Here is a 21,151-nt window from a genome sequence, read left to right as displayed (position 1 = left end):
GCTCGCAGAAACGGCAGGGACGGTCAGTCGCGGCGTCCGGATAGCGGATGTGAGACATGGTGTACGTATAACTGTATGGATATACAGTATAGCGCGCCGCCGAAGGATGTTTCTGGTGTCTTGCCGAATGCACGGCAACGCCAAACCAAAAAAGAATTCAACCGGTTTGGTAGAATTTTTTTGCGAAACCGCTTGCAATCCGCGGGGCGCTTCGGATAGACTTCGTCTATAGGATTACTAGCACGGAGAGAGGGGTTAAAAATGGCACTTACCGCCTTCGGGAAGGTTGTGCGGAAAGCTAGAGTAGATGCTGGTCAGACGCTGTTGTCGATGGCAGGTGAACTCGGTACCACGGCGTCGTTTCTTAGCGCAATGGAAACCGGACGCAAGAAGGTGAGCAGTCAGTGGGTTGCAAAGATTGGGAAGTTCTTCGCAGAAAAGGGACACCCGGTCGAAGATCTGGACCGACTCGCTGCTGTTTCAAACGAAGCCGTGGCGATAGATGGCCTTCCGCTACAGCAACAAATGCTCGTCGCTGGCTTTGCCAAGTCGAGCTTTACGGCCGAGGAACTGAAGCAGATCGCTCAGCTCCTCGATAAGATCAACAAACGCAAAAAAGAGTGACGATGGCTGAAGCCGAGCATCTGCCTTATGAGATTAGGGGCAATCGCGTGGCGCGCATATCTGTCGAAGAGGTAGAGCAGAGGGCCAAGCGCTTCTGCAAGCTCTTCGGAGTAACGAAGAAGACGCGCCACAACTTTGCCGCCTTCATTGAGTTCCTGTCCACGCGGAATATCTGCGTGGACCCTATCGATGACAGTGAGTGGCTTTGGGTTACGGACGCGATCTGTTCGCCAGAGACGTTCACGATTCTGGTGCCGCTTAGCTTGTACTTGAAGGCGTGCAGTGGGAACGAGATGGCAATTAGCACGTTGTGTCATGAAATCGGCCATCTTGTGCTGGCGCACAAGGCGGTCTTGCACAACGCGAAAAGCGCAAAGCCATCAAAAGAAGAGGACGCCGAATGGCAAGCGGATATGTTTGCGGACTACGTCGCCGCACGGATGGGCATTAGCCTGAGCAGGCAGCTAAGGCTGGATTTTGACGGCTTGAAATAAAAAAGGCCTCAAGCGTTGGCGCGCGAGAGACCTTCCAGAAAAACGCATCGCCCAATGATTCCATGTGCGATGTGTCTTGCTTTGACGCTGTGTGACGACAGGAATTCTATGCCCCATAGGGCAGGATTGTCAATTCAAGTTTTTGGTTGGGGTCGTTGATTGGAGCAATGCCGATATGGGCAAAAGCAACAACGACGAACAGGTCATCTACCGGATGACCATCACGGTCAAGGGGCGAAAGATTCGTCGTCCTAATGGCCAACCGTTCCGGATCGTGCTTCGAAATAAGTCGAAGTAAGCGACCGTTCGCCCGCTTCCGGAATGCTGGAGGCGGGCGCCTTTTTCGCGCCCGATGCGCGACGACCGATACCCCAAACCAATCCTTCAGATGAATTCTCATTTTTCGTTTGGCTTCCTCAGCCTTGCAACTCCCGCAGCCCTCGTGCTGCTCTACCTTGCCGCGTATTTGCTGCGACGTCTCATAGCGTGGATGCATAGAAGTGAGCCCCCGCGGGAACGAGTGATTCCGTTCATTGTGTTTTTCGCTATCCTTGGGGCCGTGGGAGGCTCGGCGCTGCAGAGTCTTTACGAGCAAGGCAGCGAGTGTCGCGCGCAGGGGCAGGCACCAGTTTCCTGCATTCTTTTGGGCGGCGCAGCCCAGAGTTGAATGATGACCTAAGGTGGTACTGCATGAATATGCAGTATTTCGCCGCTCCGCCATAAGCGGACCGGGAAGCGATTTGCCAGCTTTTTGCCAGCATTGGCAATGCGCGCCCGTGTTTACAAGGAATTGCAGGGGTTCGAGTCCCCTCCCTCGCACCACTTATCGGTAGTCGAAAAAAACCCCGTCAAGTCTTTGGACCGACGGGGTTTTTTCTTTTTTGCGCGGTCTTCTGAAAGGCCTCAGTGTTGTTCCGCTGCCTTTCATCGCGACCGCGCGACTCAGGCACCCGGCGTTCCCGGCACTTCCTGCGAGCCCGGCAATTCCGCTTGCGCGGCGCCTTCGAGGAAACGGCGCGTCGACTCGAACGCCTGCAGCATCTGGTCCGGCCACGGCGTTTGCAGCATCACCGCCTGATGATTTTCAAATGCCGACGACAGCAGTTTCGCCAGTTCCGGCGAACGAAGATGACGCAGCACGACGCTGACCGCGATCGCGGTCGCCTGGCTCGCGCCGGCGGTCTGGAGTTCCGACGCGGTGAGTGCCGCGACCTGTTTGTTGATGTCCACTGAAGCGTCCCTGGATGAAAAAGAGGGTGAAGGCGCGTTGGCCGAGGCTCAATTTTGACACGCGCCGCCCAATGCCGTGAAACGGCGCTTTTCAAACACGGCCGGTTCGCCGCGCGCTATCACTCCCGCGCGTTCATGGCAAGGATCACCTTGTCGAGCGCCGCGCCGAACGCGGCCCTTTCCTCTTCGTCGAGGCACTCGAACATATCGCCGTTCCACTTGCGCGCGATCGGCATCACTTTGCGATACAGCGCGCGGCCTTCCTGCGTCAGCGAGACCAGCACGACGCGGCCGTCCGCGGCGCTCGCTTCGCGCTGCACGAGTCCCTGCCGGATCAGCGCTTCGGCCGCGCGACTCGCCTGGCTTTTGTCGAGATTGGCATGGCGTGCCAACTCCATGATCGAGAACGGTCCGAACGATCCCACCGTCGCAATCACCCGCGCTTCGGGCAGCGTCACGTCGAGCTTCGCCGCGTAGCGCGCGCTGATGCCGCGCTCGGCCAGTTTGTTCAGTACATGCAGACGATACGTGAGGAACTGCTCGAGCCCGGCTTTGGCGGAGTCCTTCATGGTCACCCCGTGATGAGTGGAACGGTCGTGGCGCTGTGATTGTTGCGGCAACCGTTTCGCGGGTCAACGCACGCCGTATTTCAGGCGCGTCAGCTGCTCGGCTTCGTTGGCGAGCAGGCGCGCCGCGTCGCGAATCGCGACGTCGAGCGTGATCGGCCCCGGCGCCGGAGAAAAGCAGCCGCCGAAGTATTCGGCAAGACGCGGCAGCGCGGCGGGGTCGATCGCGCCGGACAGCAGCGTGGCGGGGACGCCCGCGGCGCGCGCATGCGCGCAGGCGATGAACGGCGCCTTGCCGTGCAGCGTCTGTACGTCGGAACGGCCTTCACCGGTGATCAGCCAGTTGGCGCCCGTGAGCGCGGCGTCGAGGCCGATTTGCCGCGCGACGGTTTCCGCGCCCGGCTCGAACTGCGCGCCGAGCATGTGCAATGCGAAGCCGAGGCCGCCCGCCGCGCCCGCGCCCGGCAGGTCACGCGCCGTGCGGCCGAGCGCGGCTTCGAGCAGATCGGCGAAGCGCGCGAGCGCCGCGTCGATCGGCGCGACCTGTTCTGGCTTCACGCCTTTTTGCGGACCGAAGATCGCGGTCGCGCCGTGCTCGCCGGTCAACGGATTGTCGACGTCCGACATGCCGACGAACTGCGTGTCGGCAAGCCGCGCGTCGAGCAGCGACGCATCGACCCGCGCCACGCGCGCAAGCTGCTCGGGTGTGCCTTCGAGTACGTTGCCTTGCGCGTCGAACAGTTGCAAGCCGAGGCCGGTCAGCAGGCCGGCGCCGCCGTCGTTCGTGCTGCTGCCGCCGAGCGCGACGAAAAAGCGCCGCACGCCGGCATCAAGCAGCGCGCGAATCGCTTCGCCCATGCCGCGCGTGCTGCGCGCCTCGACCGGCACGCCCATGCCGACGGGGTCCGTAATGCCGACGATTTCCGCCGTTTCGATGATGGCGCCGCCGTCCGTGAGCAGGCCCGTCAGCGCTGCGCGCGTCGGACCGGCCGCGCCGCGCACGCTAAGCGTGCGGCGCTCGCCGCCGCTCGTGAGCATTGCGTCGAGCGTGCCTTCGCCGCCGTCGGCCATCGGACAGATGCGCACGCTCGCGTCGGGGCGTGCGCGCTGGACGCCGGATGCGATCGCCTGCGCGACCTGTTCCGCGCTGAGCGAGCCTTTGAATGAATCGGGAGCGATGACGACGACAGGCGAGGACGACGAATTCGGCATGGTGTCTCTGAGAGGTTTGAGTCGTTGTAAGCGGTTGCTGGAGCGGATGAAGCGACCGGCTGCTGGTGACCGGCGGTGGCGGCCCGACCGAGTGCGTTAGCTTATCAGCATGGGGGCGTCGGCTGAATATGTCGAAAGGCATAGGCGGGATCGCCGCCACGACACGTCGGCCGTGAGCGGGTGCGAGCGTCCACGCGAACGTTCTGTTGCATGACGAAAGAGCGCCGAGGAACGCACGACGCTAACCGGATAGCGATGCCAGCGGCAAATCGCGCTCGCTGTGTCAAAACTAACCGAAAATGGCCCTCAAAACGCCCGGAATGCAGGGAAAACTCGATGCAATCATCGAATCCCGGCTAGGCGCGCAAATAGTTTGCTAAAATATTCGGCTCTTTGGACTCAACCGTGCTGCCGACGGCCTGCAAGCCCGCGGCGCAGGTGCGTGATCGATGCAATCGGCGCAAATCGATGCGAAGCGACATCGACGGGCAGCACGGAGAAGATAACTGATTCGCTCGAATAATTTTAGGACGATTGAAGCCATGGCTAACGTTGTTGAAAACCTCGGCAAGCTCGAACGCCGCGTGACGATTTCCCTGCCGAAGGATGCCGTGCAGAAGGAAGTGGATTCGCGTATCCGTCAACTCGCGAAGAACGTGCGCATGCCGGGTTTCCGCCCGGGCAAGGTGCCGCTTAAGATGGTGACGCAACAGTATTCGGGCCAGGTGGAAGCCGAAGTGCTGAGCGACAAGGTCGGCAAGGAATTTTTCGACATCAGCCGCACCGAAAACCTGCGTGTCGCGGGTCAGCCGAGCTTCGCGCCGAAGACCGACGCTGGTGACGGCAGCTACGCGTTCGACGCGACCTTCGAGGTGTATCCGGAAGTGAAGCTGGGCGACGTCGCCACGGCTGAAATCGAGCGCACCATGACCAGCATCAGCGAAGCGGAAATCGACCGCACGCTGGACATCCTGCGCAAACAGCGTGTGCACTTCCACGCTCGCGGCGAGGCAGGCGAGCACGGCGACGGCGGCGCGGACACGGCCGCCAAAGACGGCGACCGCGTGACGGTCGACTTCGTCGGCAAGATCGACGGTGAAGCATTCCAGGGCGGTAGCGCCGAAGACTTCGGCTTCATCCTCGGCGAAGGCCGCATGCTGCCGGAATTCGAAAAAGCGGCGCTCGGCTTGAAGGTCGGCGAAGCGAAGGAATTCGACCTGACGTTCCCGGACGACTACCACGGCAAGGAAGTGGCGGGCAAGACGGCGCAATTCACGATCACGATGAAGAAGATCGAATGGCCGCATCTGCCGGAAGTCGACGGCGAATTCGCGAAATCGCTCGGCATCGAAGACGGCGATCTGACCAAGATGCGCGCTGAAATCAAGGACAACCTCGAGCGCGAAGCGAAGCGCCGCACGCAAGCCATCGTCAAGAACCAGGTGATGGACGCACTGCTGAAAATCTCGGAGCTCGACGTCCCGAACGCGCTGATCGAGCAGGATCAGGAGCGCCTCGTCGCGATGGCTCGCCAGGATCTGGAACAGCGCGGCGTGCCGAACGCGAAGGACGCGCCGATCCCGGCCGCGATGTTCAAGGAGCAGGCCGAGCGCCGCGTCAAGCTGGGTCTCGTGCTGGCCGAACTGGTGAAGGCGAACGAACTGCAAGCGAAGCCGGAGCAGATCCGTGCCGAAGTCGATGAATTCGCGAAAAGCTACGAAGACCCGAAGGAAGTCGTCCGCTGGTATTATTCCAACCAGCAACGTCTTGCTGAAATGGAAGCGTATGTCGTTGAAGCCAACGTCGTCGACTTCGTCCTCAGCAAGGCCAAGGTGACGGACAAGGAAGTGAGCTTCGAGGAACTGGCAAGCGCAACGGCGCAAGCGTAAGCGTCGCTGCAACGGCGTGCCGGCTGTCGGAGCGACCGACGGCCGGCACGCCGTTTTTTTGTGCCATGAATCTGTGTGACGTACCGGATCCGGTCGTACGGCGCACACGAAGACGGCACTTGAATACGGGCTCGTCGCACCAACCTGTGTCCAGCCGCTAATATTCAGAATATTTCCAGACAAGGATCCATTGCATGACCTTTCGCGCCCAAATGCTGGACACGTTGACCTCCCAGTCGTCCCGGGATCTCGAAGCGCAGGCACTCGGTCTGGTGCCGATCGTCGTGGAAACGAGCGGTCGGGGCGAGCGCTCCTATGATATTTATTCGCGTCTGCTGAAGGAACGCATCGTGTTCCTCGTGGGCGAAGTGAACGACCAGACGGCCAATCTGGTGGTTGCGCAGATGCTGTTTCTGGAAAGCGAGAATCCGGACAAGGACATCTATTTCTACATCAACAGTCCGGGCGGCTCCGTGTCTGCCGGTATGGCGATCTACGATACGATGCAGTTCATCAAGCCGGACGTCTCGACGCTGTGCATGGGGCTTGCGGCGAGCATGGGCGCGTTCCTGCTCGCGGCCGGTGCTAAGGGCAAGCGTTTCGCGCTGCCGAATTCGCGCGTGATGATTCATCAGCCGCTCGGCGGCGCGCGCGGCCAGGCATCGGACATTGAAATCCAGGCGCGTGAAATCCTGTACCTGAAGGATCGGCTGAATCATCTGCTCGCGCACCACACCGGTCAGCCGGTCGAACGTATCGCGCGTGACACCGACCGTGACAATTTCATGTCCGGCGATGACGCGCAGGCGTACGGCCTCGTCGACCAGGTGGCGCACAAGCGTCCCTGATCTGGTACGGTTTTGCCCTGCTGTTTTGCCCACGGTTGCGGCAAAACCGTCATCGGGTCGGTTGTGAATGTTCAACTTCCGTCTGGGCGTCTGCGGCAAGCGCCGTTATCGTGCTCACTAGCCCTGCCGCGCCCAAACTGCGTGGCGGGGGCAAACGGCGTATTATCTAATCCGGTGTCCGGAGGCTCACACATCTATGGCGGACAAGAAAGGTTCTAACAGCGAAAAGCTGTTGTATTGCTCGTTTTGCGGCAAGAGCCAGCATGAGGTCAAGAAACTGATTGCTGGCCCGTCGGTATTCATCTGCGATGAATGTATCGATCTGTGCAACGAAATCATTCGTGACGAGGCTGCAGGCGCGGGCATCGAGGCCGGCTTGTCCAAGTCCGATCTGCCGACCCCGCAGGAAATCCGCGAAATTCTCGACCAGTACGTGATCGGTCAGGAGCGCGCGAAAAAGATCCTCGCGGTCGCGGTCTACAACCACTACAAGCGCCTCAAGCATCTCGACAAGAAGGATGAAATCGAGCTGTCCAAGAGCAACATCCTGCTGATCGGCCCGACCGGCTCCGGCAAGACGCTGCTTGCGCAGACGCTCGCGCGCCTTCTGAACGTGCCATTCGTGATTGCCGACGCGACCACGCTGACGGAAGCCGGCTATGTCGGCGAAGACGTCGAGAACATCATTCAGAAGCTGCTGCAGAATTGTAATTACGAGGTGGACAAGGCCCAGCGCGGCATCGTCTACATCGACGAAATCGACAAGATCAGTCGCAAGTCCGACAACCCGTCCATCACGCGCGACGTGTCGGGCGAGGGTGTGCAGCAGGCTCTGCTGAAGCTGGTCGAAGGCACGATGGCGTCGGTGCCGCCGCAAGGTGGCCGTAAGCATCCGAACCAGGACTTCATCCAGGTCGATACGACGAACATCCTGTTCATCTGCGGCGGTGCGTTCGACGGCCTCGAGAAGGTCATCGTCGATCGCACCGAGAAGACCGGCATCGGTTTCGGCGCGAGCGTGAAGAGCAAGCAGGACCGCGACGCCGGCGAAGTGCTGCGCGAAGTGGAGCCGGAAGATCTGATCAAATTCGGCCTGATTCCGGAGCTGATCGGCCGTCTGCCGGTGGTTGCCACGCTCGGCAAGCTCGACGAAGCGGCGCTGATGAAGATTCTCGTCGAACCGAAGAATGCGCTGGTCAAGCAGTATCACAAGCTGTTCAGCATGGAGCGCGTCGAGCTCGAAATCCGTCCGGCCGCGTTGCAGGCCGTGGCGCGCAAGGCGATCCGCCGCAAGACGGGCGCGCGGGGCCTGCGTTCGATTCTGGAACAGGCGTTGCTTGATGTCATGTACGACCTTCCGCAAATGAAAGGTGTCAGCAAGGTCATCATCGACGACAACGTTATCGACGGCGACGGCAAACCGCTGCTGATCTACGAAGACGCGCCGAAGGTCGCGGGTTCGAACTGATCGGCTTTCGAGTTCTGCAAAAAGGCCGTTCATGGCGACGTGAACGGCTTTTTCGTTTATCGTGTGGTCAGGCTGGTTGTTCTCAACTATGGAGTCACTGAACCTTCGGAGTCACTGAACTTTTCCCACACGCGGAGGCTTGCAATATTTTCTGCTGGCCTCACCTATCGAACGAACTGATTCCACTCATGGGGAAATGAAATGTCAGGAACCCAACTCCTCCCGCCGGAACGCATTACGCTGCCGCTGCTCCCGCTGCGCGACGTAGTCGTTTTCCCGCACATGGTGATTCCGCTCTTCGTAGGCCGCCCGAAGTCGATCAAGGCTCTCGAAGCAGCGATGGAAGGCGGCAAGCACATCATGCTCGTCGCCCAGAAGACGGCTGCGAAAGATGAGCCGACCGAAAAGGACATGTACGAAGTAGGGTGTATCGCCAACATCCTGCAGATGCTGAAGCTGCCCGACGGTACCGTGAAGGTGCTCGTCGAAGGCTTGCAGCGCGCGAAGACGCTTTCCATCGAAGAACAGGAAACGCAGTTCTCGTGCGAAGTCATGCCGCTCGAACCTGACCACGCCGACAGTGCTGAAACCGAAGCGCTGCGTCGCGCGATCGTGTCGCAGTTCGACCAGTATGTGAAGCTGAACAAGAAGATCCCGCCGGAGATCCTGACCTCGCTGTCGGGTATCGACGAGGCAGGGCGTCTCGCCGACACGATCGCGGCGCATTTGCCGCTCAAGCTCGACCAGAAGCAACACATCCTCGAGATGTTCCCGGTGATCGAGCGGCTCGAGCATCTGCTCGCGCAACTCGAAGCCGAGATCGACATCCTGCAGGTCGAAAAGCGTATCCGCGGGCGCGTGAAGCGTCAGATGGAGAAGAGTCAGCGCGAGTACTACCTGAACGAACAGGTCAAGGCGATCCAGAAGGAACTCGGCGAAGGCGAAGAAGGTGCGGACCTCGAAGAACTCGAGAAGCGCATCATGGCCGCCCGCATGCCGAAGGAAGCGAAGAAGAAGGCCGACGCCGAGCTGAAGAAGCTCAAGCTGATGTCGCCGATGTCGGCGGAAGCGACGGTCGTGCGCAACTACATCGACACGCTGATCGGCTTGCCGTGGCGCAAGAAGAGCAAGGTCAACAACGACCTGTCGAATGCGGAGCGCGTGCTCGACGAAGACCACTTCGGTCTCGAGAAAGTGAAGGAACGCATTCTCGAGTATCTCGCGGTCCAGCAACGTGTCGACAAGGTCAAGGCACCGATCCTGTGCCTCGTTGGGCCTCCGGGTGTTGGTAAGACTTCGCTCGGCCAGTCGATCGCGCGCGCGACGAACCGTAAGTTCGTGCGTATGGCGTTGGGCGGTGTGCGTGACGAAGCCGAGATTCGCGGCCATCGTCGTACGTACATCGGTTCGATGCCGGGCAAGATCCTGCAAAGCCTGACCAAGGTCGGCGTGCGCAATCCGCTCTTCCTGCTCGACGAAGTCGACAAGATGGGACAGGATTTCCGCGGCGATCCGTCGTCGGCGCTGCTCGAAGTGCTCGATCCGGAACAGAACCACACGTTTGCCGATCACTACGTCGAAGTCGACTTCGATCTGTCGGACGTGATGTTCGTCGCGACGTCGAACTCGCTGAACATTCCGCCGCCGCTGCTCGACCGGATGGAAGTGATCCGTCTGTCGGGCTACACGGAAGACGAGAAGGTCAGCATCGCGCAACGTTATCTTTTGCCGAAGCAGAAGAAGAACAACGGCCTCAAGGATGGCGAGGTCGATGTGACGGAAACTGCGATCCGCGACATCATTCGCTACTACACGCGCGAAGCGGGCGTCCGCTCGCTCGAGCGTGAAATTTCGAAGATTTGCCGCAAGGTCGTGAAGATGCTTCTGCTGAAGAAGGCGGAAGGCGCGGTGAAGGTCGACGGCAGCAACCTCGACACGTTCCTCGGCGTGCGCAAGTACGACTTCGGTCTGGCCGCGAAGGAAAATCAGGTGGGCCAGGTCACGGGTCTCGCGTGGACGGAAGTGGGCGGCGATCTGCTGACCATTGAAGCCGCGGTGATGCCGGGCAAGGGCAATGTGATCCGCACGGGTTCGCTCGGCGACGTGATGAAGGAATCCGTCGAAGCGGCGCGCTCGGTCGTGCGTTCGCGTTCGCGTCGTCTTGGCATCAAGGACGAAGCGTTCGAGAAGCAGGACATTCACATCCACGTGCCGGAAGGCGCGACGCCGAAAGATGGTCCTTCGGCTGGTATCGCGATGACGACCGCGCTGGTGTCGGTGTTGACCGGTATTCCGGTGCGCGCCGACGTCGCGATGACGGGCGAAATCACGCTGCGTGGCGAAGTTCTGCCGATCGGCGGCCTGAAGGAAAAGCTGCTGGCAGCGCATCGCGGTGGCATCAAGCTGGTGCTGATTCCGGAAGAAAACGTCAAGGACTTGACGGAGATTCCGGACAACGTTAAGAACGCGATCGAAATCGTGCCGGTCCGCTGGATCGACAAGGTGCTCGAACTTGCGCTCGAGCGTGTACCGCAGGCGTTACCGGAAGAAGAACCGAAGCCCTCGGCGCCGGTTGGGGCTGAGCCGGGCAAGGATGCCGCGACGGACGTCGTCAAGCACTAAGGTTCGATGCGCATCAGAATACGCTGACGCCAAAGCATTCTGCAGCGGTGTCGTTCGCTGAAGCAGAAAACCCGCGGTCAAGAGCCGCGGGTTTTTTTTGCCCGCGCGGCTTCGTCGCTAGGCCGCATCGCCAGTCTTTCTGCTGCAACATACTGTGACAAAAGCGCCCCTCTAATATAACGCCGATCAGGCTCAACCCCGGTTGACACAAGGGTTTCGGCCGCTTCTAATGAGGCGGCTTGGCGTTCGCGCCGGCCGCGTGGCGGGAGGTGCTGGAAAGCACTGTCACGATTGCCAATAAACATTCACGGGGGTTTGAATGAACAAGACGGAATTGATCGATCACATCGCACAGCAAGCCGACATTTCGAAGGCCGCGGCGGGCCGTGCGCTCGATGCAGTCATCGCGGGCGTCAAAAACACGTTGAAGAAGGGCGGATCTGTGACGTTGGTCGGCTTTGGCACGTTCGCGGTCGGCAAGCGCACCGCGCGCACCGGACGCAATCCGCGCACGGGCGCCGCGATCAAAATCAAGGCAGCAAAAGTTCCTAAATTTAGGCCTGGCAAAGCTCTGAAGGATGCGCTAAACTAGTGCGCTTGCTGCTTGAGGAATTGCTTAACCCGACTGCATGAACGATTCACGGGGAGGGCAGCGGCACGGCAGAAAACACATCAAGCACTGAATCAGGAAACGGGTGCTTAGCTCAGTTGGTAGAGCGGCGCCCTTACAAGGCGTAGGTCGGGAGTTCGAGCCTCTCAGCACCCACCAGTTTCAGATTCGGCTGCAGTGTTTCCAGTCGCAAAAGTGCAGTATAAGGAGTGGTAGTTCAGTCGGTTAGAATACCGGCCTGTCACGCCGGGGGTCGCGGGTTCGAGTCCCGTCCACTCCGCCAGTATCCACGAAAGGCGAACTCCGGTTCGCCTTTTTTGTTGCCCGCTGTTGTAAGATCGGGCGTTCTGTTTTTGGCACCCCTCACGCATGCTCGATTTTTTCCGCAATCACCAACGCCTGATGATGTTCATGCTCATCCTCGTCATTTTGCCGGGGTTGGGTTTCGTGGGTATTCAGGGTTTCCGCGGCTTCTTTGACGAAAGTGCAAACGTCGCGAGTGTCAACGGTCACAAGATCACCCGTGTCGAATACGACGACGCGATGCGCCAGCAGATCGACCGCGGGCGTCAGATGCTCGGCGCGAAGTTCGACATGAAGTCGTTCGACACGCCGGAGCGCCGTCGCCAGATGCTCGACGGCATGATCGAGCAGCGTGTGCTTGCCGACGAAACGCAGCGTCTGCATCTGAGCGCATCGGACGAAGCGGTGCGCCGCGCGCTGCTGTCCGATCCGGTGATCTCGTCGCTGAAGAATCCCGACGGGTCGATCGACCTCGACCGCTACAAGCAACTGCTCGCGATGCAGGGCATGACGCCCGATCAGTACGACGAGCGCGTGCGCTACAACCTCGCTATGCAACAACTGCCCGCGAGCATCGAGGCGAGCGCGTTCACGTCGAAGACGCTCGCGCAGCACTTGACCGAGCTCGCGCAGCAGCAGCGTGAAGTGCAGGGCATCGCGTTCCATCCGCACGATTACGCGGCGAAGATCCAGCCGACCGATGCGCAACTGCAAGCGTACTACGACGCGCATCGCAACGACTTCGCGACGCCCGCTACGGCGACGATCCAGTACCTGGTGATGTCGCCGGCCGCGCTGAGCGCATCGGTGCAGCCGAGCGACGCGGACCTGAAGAAGTACTACGACGACAACATCGCCCACTTCCGCACCGAAGGCGAAGTGCGCGCGAGCCATATCCTGATCGCGGCACCGAAGGACGCGAGCGCGGCCGACAAGGCCAAAGCGAAGCAGAAGGCCGAGGAGTTGCTCGCGCAGCTCAAGGCGCATCCGGACCAGTTCGCGCAGATCGCGCGGCAGAACTCGCAGGATCCGGGTTCGGCATCGAAGGGTGGCGATCTCGGTTACTTCGGCCGCGGCATGATCGCGGGCGGCCAGGCGTTCGACGACGCGGTGTTCGCGCTGAAGAAGGACGAAATCAGCGGCATCGTCCAGACCGACTTCGGTTTCCACATCATCAAGGTCACCGATATAAAGCCGGCGGTCACGAAGTCGTTCGACGAAGTGAAAGACCAGATCGCCAGGGAGCTGAAGACGCAACTGGCGAGCAAGGCATTCACCGACAGCTCGGAAGGTTTCACGTCGCTCGTCTATGAAAAGGCCAAGAGCCTGCAGCCGGCCGCTGACAAATTCAAGCTGCAGATCCAGACCGCGACGGTCACGCCGCAGCCGGATCCGAAGCTGCCGCCCGACAGCCCGCTGAACAACCCGAAGTTCCTCGCGGCCGTGTTCGCGAACGACTCGGTATCGGCGCACAACAATACGCAGGCCATCGACGTCGGCAACAACACGCTGATCGCCGCGCGCGTGACCGACTACACGCCCGCTGCCGTGCCCGCATTCGACGCGGTGAAGGACGCGGTGCGTCAGAAGGTGATCGCCGTGCAGGCGAACGAAGCAGCGCACAAGGACGGCGTCGCGAAACTGGCCGAGTTCGAGAAGTCGAAGGCGACCGCCGGTTTCTCGTCGCCGTTGAAGGTGTCGCGCAATGACGCGCAGGGCGTGCCGCCTGCCGCACTGAGCGCAATCTACAAGGTCGATGCGCAAAAGTTGCCGGCCTACGTCGGTGTCGATCTCGGCGACGACGGCTATGCGATCTATCGCGTGAACCAGATCGTGCAGCCCGCGGCCACCGACGCGCAGCATCTCGCTGTCGCGCAGCAGCAGATCGCGCAGGTGGACGCGCAGTCGCAGACCGAAGCCTATCTGAAAGCGCTGCGCGAGCGCTCGAAGGTGAAGATCTACGGTACGCTCGACAGCGCCGCCCAGCCGGCCGATCAGTAAGCCGCAGTAAGCATTACCTGCTCGTCCAAAAGCAAGCCCCGCATTTGCGGGGCTTTTTTTATCTACAGCCAGGTGGCAGCTTTACAGACAGCCGCTGATCGCGCCGGTGGCGTTGCCACCGCCAGCGCCGCCGGCGCGAAAGCCGACCCACGTGCCCTTGCCGCTATACGAAGGACGGACCACCGCGGCCGCGCCGTTGGGCGGCTGCTGGCCCGGGACGTAGACGTCCATGGCCTGATCGTTGGCGAGGATGGTTTGCGAGACCACCTGTTGTTGCGAACTATCCGCCCATTTCTGCGCGATGCAGGTTGCGACGGCGCGAGGCGGCTGCTGGCTTTGACCGACCGACTGAACGCCGGCCGGCGGTTGAGCCGCGCAGGCCGAGATGGCAATGGTCAAAGCGATTAGCGGTAAATATTTCAACGTTATCTCCTCATAAGTCGCTCAAGAATGAGCCGGGTGGCAGGGATTGCCCATATGTCGAACGGCTCGGCGATCCGTGTTCCCCCAGGTTCCGGAAACAAGTCGTTAGCAGGTCTTTCAGTGCGGCGAACTTGTGCGAAGAAGTGGCTTGACAGCGGGCCACACGTTGTTGAGTAGCAGCGGCTGTGCCTGCTGCGTCGGGTGGAGCTGATCGGCCTGGAACATGTCCGGTTTATCCGCGATGCCGGCGAGAAGAAACGGCACGAGCGGCACATGGAACTCCTTCGACAGTTGGCCGTAGAGGCCGTGGAACTTTTGCGTATAGTCGGGGCCGTAATTGGGCGGCACGTACATGCCGACGAGCACGACCTTCGCGTGGCCTTGCTGCGCCTGTTCGATGATCGTGCGCAGGTTGTCCTCGGTCGTCGAGAGCGGCACGCCGCGCAACGCGTCGTTGGCGCCGAGCTCGACGATCACGATGCTCGGTTTGAGCCGTTCCATCAGCGCGGGCAGACGCGCGCGTCCGCCGCTCGTCGTGTCGCCGCTGATGCTCGCATTGGCGACGCTATAATCGATGCGCTCTTCGGCCAGACGCTGACGCATCAACGCGACCCAGCCCGTATCGCGGGGCAGCCCGTACTCGGCGGAGATGCTGTCGCCGAGCACGACGATCACCGGCTTTGCGGGTTCGGGCGTATTCGCCGCGTGAGCCCGCAACGGTAACGAAACCAGCGCGGCGGCCATCATGGTCGCGCCGAATGCCGCAGACAGCGCCGCGGCGCGAGGGGCGATGGCGCGCACTTTCAACCTACGCTTCACCATGCCAAACAGAACTGATCCAGTCATTGAAGTGCGGGGTTTGTGCAAGAGGGTTAAGGATGCTGCGGGCGAACTGACGATTCTCGATGACATCGATCTTGCCATCGATGCCGGCAGCAGCGTCGCGATCGTCGGTGCATCCGGGTCGGGCAAGTCTACGCTGCTCGGCTTGCTCGCGGGATTGGACAGTGCTAGCGCGGGCTCGGTTCGGCTGCTCGGGCGCGAACTCGGCGAGCTCGACGAAGACGGCCGCGCCGCGTTGCGCAGCGGCGCGGTCGGCTTCGTGTTCCAGTCGTTTCAGTTGATGCCGCATCTGACCGCGCTCGAAAACGTCACGTTGCCGCTCGAACTGCAAGGCGGCATCGGCACACGCGAGGCCGCCGCGCGTGCGCGTGAACTGCTCGAACAGGTTGGGCTCGGGCAGCGTACCGGTCATTATCCGAAGCTGCTGTCGGGCGGCGAGCAGCAGCGCGTCGCGCTCGCGCGCGCGTTCGTCACGCGCCCGGCGATCCTGTTCGCCGACGAACCCACCGGCAGTCTCGACGCGGCCACCGGCCACGCGGTGATCGATCTGATGTTCGAGATGAATCGCGCGCACGGCGCGACGCTCGTGCTCGTGACACACGACATCGAACTCGCGCGGCGTTGCGATACGACGGTGACGATCGAAGCGGGGCGGCTCGCTTGATGGTCCGGCGGATCGCGGGCTTGCGCTCGCGTACCTCGGGCATGTCGTCGTCGAAGCAAAAACAAAGCGGGCCGTAGCCCGCTTCGTTCTGTTTGTGGCGCGTTATCGCCCGCTATCGTGCGCTCCAGACTTCCATTCAGCGCTTCAACGCAGCCCGGGCCCGCGCGATCAGCGCCGCCGTCGACGAGTCATGCTTCTTCACGTCGGCACTCGCCGCGCCCAGATCGGCCTCGACCACCTTGCCGAGAATCTTGCCGAGTTCGACGCCCCACTGATCGAACGGGTTGATGTTCCACACCGACGCCTGCACCAGCACCTTGTGCTCATAAAGCGCGATCAACGCGCCGAGCGTGCGCGCGGTCAATGCGTCGAGCAGCAGTGTCGCGGTGGGGCGGTTGCCGGGGAACGTCAGGTGCGGTGCGAGTTCCGGCTTGTCGGGGCCGGCTACTTTCTTCGCTTCCTCGAGCGTGCGACCGAGCATCAACGCTTCGCTCTGCGCGAAGCAGTTCGCGAGCAGCTTCGGATGATGGCTCGCGAGCGGATGCTCGGGCGTCAGCAGCGCGATGAAATCGATCGGCACAATCGTCGGGCCCTGGTGCAGCATCTGGAAAAACGCGTGCTGACCGTTCGTGCCCGGCTCGCCCCACGTGACTGCGGAAGTCGCGTAGTCGACGAACGCGCCGTCGAGACGCGCGGACTTGCCATTGCTCTCCATTTCGAGCTGCTGCAGATACGACGGCAGGAAATGCAGCGCCTGCGAATACGGCGCGACCAGATAGCTCTGCGAGCCGAAGAAGTTGCGATACCAGATGCCGATCATGCCGAGCAGCACCGGCAGGTTCCTGTCGAGCGGCGCGGTGCGGAAGTGCTGGTCCATCTCGTTGGCGCCGGCGAGCAGCTCGTCGAACTGTTGCGGACCTACCGCGATCATGATCGACAGACCGACGGCCGACCACAGCGAGTAGCGTCCGCCGACCCAGTCCCACATCGAGAACACGTTCTCTTGCGCGATGCCGAACTTGACGACTTCGGCGGTATTGGCCGACACACCGACGAAGTGCTTCGCCAGCGCGCTTTCCGGGCAGCCTTTCTGGATGAAAAAGTCGCGCAGCGAGCGCGCGTTGGTCATCGTCTCCAGCGTCGTGAAAGTCTTCGACACGATGATCGCGAGCGTCTCTTCGGGATCGATCTGCTGCATCACGTTGTACAGATCGGCGCCGTCCACGTTCGACACGAAGTGCGTCGAGATCTCGGGCGTCGCGAGATGATGCAACGCGTGCACGACCATCTTCGGCCCTAGATCCGAGCCGCCGATGCCGATGTTCACGACATGACGGATCCGCTTGCCGGTGTAGCCGGTCCATGCGCCGCTGCGGACCTGCTCGGCGAACGCGGCCATTTTCTTGCGCTCGGCCTGCACTTCGGCGAAGAACGGCGCCTTCGGGTCGGTTGCGCGCAAGGCCGTGTGCAGCGCGGCGCGGCCTTCGGTCGGGTTGACGGCCTCGCCCGCGAACATCGCGTCGCGGCGCTTTTCGACGCCGGCTTCGCGGGCGAGTTGCACGAGCAGTTGCAGGGTTTCGTCGGTGATGCGGTGCTTCGAGAAATCGGCTGAGAGACCGCCGCCCGCGAACGTGAAGCGTTCGGCGCGCGTGGGAGCGGGATCGTTCTCGGGAGCGAACCAGTCGCGCAGATGCGCATCGCGAATCGTGTCGTAATGCGTCTGCAGCGAGGACCAGGAGGGGAGCGAGTTCTGGATCATAGCGTCCGTCTAACCAAGGGGCACGAAGGAAGGCGCGCGCATGAAGCGTGGCCGAGAATGATGCGGCGATGCAGTCAGAGCGATGCCACGCGGCCCGGAGCGGGACAGGTGCCGACGATATTTCGCGAAGCGGGTGAACTTCGCGAAAACGCGAGGCGGCGCTCGCGCCCGCTGGGGTATCGCCGCGACCCGCGATCGATCCGACGCGCGGCGCAGGCAATCAGTATAGCGGGGATGCGCGACGGGCAGCAGGGCGTCGCGCGCGCTTGCAATGATTGCGATCGCGATGTTTCATCGGTGTGAACGAGCGCCGCGAACGCGATTCGTATTCAGAGCGATCGCGCGCGTCAAGCAAGCGGCGCCGAATAGAACAGCCGGTTCAGCAAGGTACGCACCATCGGTGCCAGCTCGCCGGCCGTCAGCCCGGCGGGGCCGTGGCCCTGCGCGGTCAGCGTATCGGCGGCGAGGCCGTGCAGATAGACGCCCGCGAGCGCCGCCTCGAAGCGTGGCAGATGCTGCGCGAGCAGCGCGCCGATGATGCCGCCGAGCACGTCGCCGGTGCCGCCCGTCGCGAGCGCGGCGTTGCCGGTCGGGTTCAGCGCGAGGCGGCCGTCGGGCGCGGCAATGATCGTGCCGACGCCCTTCAGCACGACGACGCTCGCAAAACGCGCCGCGAGCGCACGCGCGGCCGCGAGACGGTCGCGTTGCACGCTCGCCGCATCGCTGCCGAGCAGGCGCGCCGCTTCGAGCGGATGCGGAGTGAAAATGCACGGATCGCCTTGCACGCCGCGCGCGGTGATTTCCGCGGCGAGCGCGGGATCCTTGGCGACCAGGTTCAGCGCGTCGGCATCGAACAGCTTGGGCACGTCGAGTTGCAGCACGTCGTGCAGTACCCGCGTCGCGCGTTCGCCGTGCCCCATGCCGCAGCCGATCGCGAGTGCGTCCATCGAATCGAGCGGCAGCGTGTCGATCGGATGCAGCATCAGTTCGGGGTGCGGCGGATCGTAGGGCGGGGCGCCTTCGCCGAGCAGCGCGACGTGGACCTTGCCCGCGCCGGTGTAGAGCGCCGCGCGTGCCGCGAGAATCGGCGCGCCGCACATGCCGGTGTCGCCGCCGACCACCGCGAGGCTGCCGAAGGTGCCCTTGTTGGTCGCGAAGTTGCGTGGGGGCATGAAGGGGCCGAAGAGATCGGGCGCGCTGAGCTGGATCGCCGCACGCGAGGCGCTGGTGGCAGCGTCCTGGCTGCCCCCGCCGTTGATCCCTGCCACGAGCCCGATCGGTGCGACCGTCACTCGCCCGGCGAGATCGCGGCCTTGCGCGGTGAAAAGCCCCGACTTCGCGCCGATGAACGTGATCGTGTGCGTCGCATGGACCGCCGCCGCGCCGTTGCCGCCGATCACCGCGCCGGTGTCGCTGTCGAGCCCGCTGGGCACATCGAGCGCGAGCACGGCGCCTTGTGTCGGGCGCGCCTTCGTGCGCTGCGACAACTGCCGCGCGAGCGTCGCGAAGACGCCGTCGAGCGGCCGCGCGAGACCGATGCCGAACATACCGTCGACGAGCCAGCCATAGCCGTCGAGCGAGGCGGGCGGCGCCGCATCGATCGGCACGCCGGCGGCGCGCGCGGCGTCGAGCGCCCAGCGCGCGTCGGCGGGCTTCACTTCAACCGGCATACAGACTTCTACTGCGATGCCGGCCTTGTGCAGTTCCGTCGCGACGACCAGCGCGTCGCCGCCATTGTTGCCGGGGCCGGCGACCAGCCACGCGCGCTGCTGCGACTTCGTCACCGACGTATCCGCGGCGATCCGTTCGAGCAGCCAGCGCGCGGCCGCGTGACCGGCGCGCGCCATCAGCGTGTGCTCGGGCAGGGCCGCGGCGGCCTGGGATTCGGCGATCCGCAAGTCGGTCAGCGTCAGCAGCGGCAACGCAAGCGGCTGCGAGTCGGTCAGCGGATCGAAAAGGGAGAGCAGCGAGTTTTCTGCGTCTGTCATGGCGAAACCTGGCGGTGCGCCCGCGGCGCGGCGGGCAGACTTTGGAATCGCTATGTTAGTGCCGATAGGCGCACGGCGTGCGGCTGTTTCGGTGCATGCGGCGGAAGCGGCGCGATGAACGCGGGGTATCGACAGCGGGCTGTCAGCCCGCCATACCCGCCTGGAACCGCACGAAACCTTACTGGAACCGCTCCGGCCTCAATGCAGCGAGCGTGTCTTGCGGCAACGTCGGCGTCTGTCCGGACATCAGCTGTGCAACGAGCTTGCCCGCGCCGCAGGCGAGGCCCCAGCCGGCCGGGCCATGCCCGACGTTGATGAACAGCCGCGGATGCAGCGCGTTGCCGATCACCGGCAAGCCATCGGGCGACAGCAGTTTCACGCCTTCCCACGGCAGCGCCGCCGAAATGCGCGCGGCGCCCGGAATCCAGTCGTGCGTCGCCTGGCCGAGCAACGCGAGCGCCTCCTTGGTCAGCGCTTCGCCGAGCGGCTTGTCGATCTGGCTCGCGCTTTGCAGCACCGCGCCGCCCGCGATCCGCAGCCGATGGTTCATGCGGCTGATGCCGATGCGCTTGACCGCATCGACGATCGCGACGTGCGGCGCGCATTCCTCGTGCGCGATCGGCGCGACCAGAGAATGCAGCCGCAGCGGATGCAGCGGCAGCCTGAGCCCCGCGCGTTCGAGCAGCGCGAGGCTGCCGTAACCTGCGGCGACCACGACGGCATCGGCCTGGACCACGTCGATCTCGCGCGAGCGGGGCGCGCCGTCGCGCGGCGCCAGTTCGACCGCCGCGCGCTGACTGTCGAGACGAATGCCGGTCACCTCGCAGTTCGGCATGAACTGCACGCCGCCTTGGGTATCGAGCACCTGTTTGACGAGCTTGGTAAAAAGCGGACAGTTCGCGGTGCGCTCGTGCTCGAACAGCACGCCGCCGGCGAATTCAGGATCTGTGGGGACCGCATGCTCGAACGCCGCGCATTCGGCCGGGCTCAGCACGTGATGCGGCACCTCGAACCGGTGCAGCAGATCGAGCGCGGCTGCGTTCAGCTCCCATTCGTGCGCGCTGCGCACGAGGTACAGCAGACCGCTCGCCTGTTCGAATTCGAGGCCGAAGCGGGCTTCGACGTCGGCCATCGCATCGCGCGAGGATTCGATCAGCGGCCGCAGCAGCGCGTACTGGCGCGCGAACGCCTCGGGCTCCTGCCATGCTCCGAGCTGCTTGATGAACTGCCGCGCGGCGCCATTGAAGCCGGTCTTGCTGATCACGCCATTTTTCGCGTTGTAGCGGCTCGCCATGAAGGTCGGGCCGAACCAGACGTCGAGCGGCGTCGGCAGCACGTTGCCGCCTTGTCCGTAGGTGGCGCCTTGCGCGACGGTCGCGTGACGCTCGACGACGCATACCCGGTGGCCGGCCGCGCGCAGGTGATAAGCGGTGGCGACGCCCGCTATCCCGCCGCCAATGACGATGACATCCATGCTCTGATTCGATGTGCCGGCGGGCGGCTCGCGCGCGTTCCCGCTGGCTGTGACATGCGGCGCGCCGCCGGGTGAAGCCCGGGCCGCGTGCGCCGATCTGCTGAAACGCGAATGATAGCAGTCAAAACACCCG

At 62.7% G+C, this 21,151-nt stretch carries 18 protein-coding genes and 2 tRNA genes; 11 read left to right on the top strand and 9 right to left on the bottom strand.

The genetic code is table 11. The features are described 5' to 3' along the window. Window positions 1-261: 261 nt before the first annotated feature. Both F6X39_RS16895 and F6X39_RS16890 read left to right on the top strand, forming a co-directional pair. On the top strand, window positions 262-624 hold the full coding sequence (locus F6X39_RS16895; protein ID WP_187617432.1) for a helix-turn-helix transcriptional regulator: 363 nt from the start codon (window positions 262-264) through the stop codon (window positions 622-624). A gap of 2 nt (window positions 625-626) precedes the next feature. Then, a complete protein-coding gene (locus F6X39_RS16890; protein ID WP_187617431.1) occupies window positions 627-1,118 on the top strand; it encodes an ImmA/IrrE family metallo-endopeptidase in 492 nt (163 codons plus the stop codon). 106 nt (window positions 1,119-1,224) lie between these two features. Here F6X39_RS16890 and F6X39_RS16885 read toward each other — a convergent pair whose 3' ends face one another. From F6X39_RS16885 to F6X39_RS16870, 4 genes are all read right to left on the bottom strand, one after another. Beyond that, complete coding sequence (locus tag F6X39_RS16885) at window positions 1,225-1,518, bottom strand: hypothetical protein (protein ID WP_187617430.1); 294 nt, start codon at window positions 1,516-1,518, stop codon at window positions 1,225-1,227. A gap of 542 nt (window positions 1,519-2,060) precedes the next feature. Next, window positions 2,061-2,348 (bottom strand): hypothetical protein, encoded by a 288-nt coding sequence (locus tag F6X39_RS16880; RefSeq protein WP_187617429.1) that lies wholly within the window; start codon window positions 2,346-2,348, stop codon window positions 2,061-2,063. 119 nt (window positions 2,349-2,467) lie between these two features. Beyond that, complete coding sequence (locus F6X39_RS16875; protein WP_187617428.1) at window positions 2,468-2,917, bottom strand: MarR family winged helix-turn-helix transcriptional regulator; 450 nt, start codon at window positions 2,915-2,917, stop codon at window positions 2,468-2,470. Window positions 2,918-2,980: 63 nt separating this feature from the next. Then, the gene (locus F6X39_RS16870; protein WP_184063594.1) at window positions 2,981-4,126 is read right to left on the bottom strand and encodes a glycerate kinase; all 1,146 of its coding nucleotides are present in this window, start codon (window positions 4,124-4,126) and stop codon (window positions 2,981-2,983) included. A gap of 542 nt (window positions 4,127-4,668) precedes the next feature. Here F6X39_RS16870 and tig point away from each other — a divergent pair. The 8 genes from tig (at window position 4,669) to F6X39_RS16830 (ending at window position 13,867) form a co-directional block, all read left to right on the top strand. Beyond that, window positions 4,669-6,015, top strand: a complete 1,347-nt coding sequence (gene tig, locus F6X39_RS16865) for a trigger factor (RefSeq protein ID WP_187617427.1) — start codon at window positions 4,669-4,671, stop codon at window positions 6,013-6,015. Between the two features lie 194 nt (window positions 6,016-6,209). Beyond that, on the top strand, window positions 6,210-6,863 hold the full coding sequence (gene clpP, locus F6X39_RS16860) for an ATP-dependent Clp endopeptidase proteolytic subunit ClpP (protein WP_013089401.1): 654 nt from the start codon (window positions 6,210-6,212) through the stop codon (window positions 6,861-6,863). A 196-nt stretch (window positions 6,864-7,059) separates the two neighbouring features. Then, window positions 7,060-8,331, top strand: a complete 1,272-nt coding sequence (clpX, locus tag F6X39_RS16855) for an ATP-dependent Clp protease ATP-binding subunit ClpX (RefSeq protein WP_013089402.1) — start codon at window positions 7,060-7,062, stop codon at window positions 8,329-8,331. A 201-nt stretch (window positions 8,332-8,532) separates the two neighbouring features. Next, window positions 8,533-10,953: an endopeptidase La gene (gene lon, locus F6X39_RS16850; protein WP_187617426.1), complete on the top strand. Its 2,421-nt coding sequence runs from the start codon at window positions 8,533-8,535 to the stop codon at window positions 10,951-10,953. Between the two features lie 319 nt (window positions 10,954-11,272). Beyond that, window positions 11,273-11,545, top strand: a complete 273-nt coding sequence (locus F6X39_RS16845) for an HU family DNA-binding protein (RefSeq protein WP_018418077.1) — start codon at window positions 11,273-11,275, stop codon at window positions 11,543-11,545. Window positions 11,546-11,646: 101 nt separating this feature from the next. Beyond that, window positions 11,647-11,722, top strand: a tRNA-Val gene (locus F6X39_RS16840). 47 nt (window positions 11,723-11,769) lie between these two features. Continuing rightward, window positions 11,770-11,846: transfer RNA gene (locus F6X39_RS16835), tRNA-Asp, on the top strand. Window positions 11,847-11,932: 86 nt separating this feature from the next. Further along, complete coding sequence (locus F6X39_RS16830; protein ID WP_187617425.1) at window positions 11,933-13,867, top strand: SurA N-terminal domain-containing protein; 1,935 nt, start codon at window positions 11,933-11,935, stop codon at window positions 13,865-13,867. A gap of 81 nt (window positions 13,868-13,948) precedes the next feature. Here the strand turns inward: F6X39_RS16830 and F6X39_RS16825 are convergent, their stop codons facing one another. After that, window positions 13,949-14,290, bottom strand: a complete 342-nt coding sequence (locus F6X39_RS16825) for a hypothetical protein (RefSeq protein ID WP_184063586.1) — start codon at window positions 14,288-14,290, stop codon at window positions 13,949-13,951. 117 nt (window positions 14,291-14,407) lie between these two features. After that, the gene (locus tag F6X39_RS16820) at window positions 14,408-15,112 is read right to left on the bottom strand and encodes an arylesterase (RefSeq protein ID WP_184003517.1); all 705 of its coding nucleotides are present in this window, start codon (window positions 15,110-15,112) and stop codon (window positions 14,408-14,410) included. Here F6X39_RS16820 and F6X39_RS16815 point away from each other — a divergent pair. Next, the gene (locus F6X39_RS16815; protein WP_026225394.1) at window positions 15,111-15,797 is read left to right on the top strand and encodes an ABC transporter ATP-binding protein; all 687 of its coding nucleotides are present in this window, start codon (window positions 15,111-15,113) and stop codon (window positions 15,795-15,797) included. The genes F6X39_RS16820 and F6X39_RS16815 overlap by 2 nt on opposite strands. A 136-nt stretch (window positions 15,798-15,933) precedes the next feature. Here the strand turns inward: F6X39_RS16815 and pgi are convergent, their stop codons facing one another. The 3 genes from pgi to F6X39_RS16800 form a co-directional block, all read right to left on the bottom strand. After that, window positions 15,934-17,556: a glucose-6-phosphate isomerase gene (pgi, locus tag F6X39_RS16810; protein ID WP_187617424.1), complete on the bottom strand. Its 1,623-nt coding sequence runs from the start codon at window positions 17,554-17,556 to the stop codon at window positions 15,934-15,936. A gap of 347 nt (window positions 17,557-17,903) precedes the next feature. Beyond that, window positions 17,904-19,544 (bottom strand): NAD(P)H-hydrate dehydratase, encoded by a 1,641-nt coding sequence (locus F6X39_RS16805; protein WP_187617423.1) that lies wholly within the window; start codon window positions 19,542-19,544, stop codon window positions 17,904-17,906. A 178-nt stretch (window positions 19,545-19,722) separates the two neighbouring features. Further along, on the bottom strand, window positions 19,723-21,018 hold the full coding sequence (locus F6X39_RS16800) for an FAD-dependent oxidoreductase (RefSeq protein ID WP_090805757.1): 1,296 nt from the start codon (window positions 21,016-21,018) through the stop codon (window positions 19,723-19,725). Window positions 21,019-21,151: the final 133 nt, after the last annotated feature.

It is taken from the genome of Paraburkholderia sp. UCT2 (genome assembly GCF_014397665.1).
Lineage (GTDB): Bacteria > Pseudomonadota > Gammaproteobacteria > Burkholderiales > Burkholderiaceae > Paraburkholderia > Paraburkholderia tuberum.
Note: the sequence above shows the minus strand (reverse complement) of the source record. Positions and strands in the feature narration are given on the sequence as shown.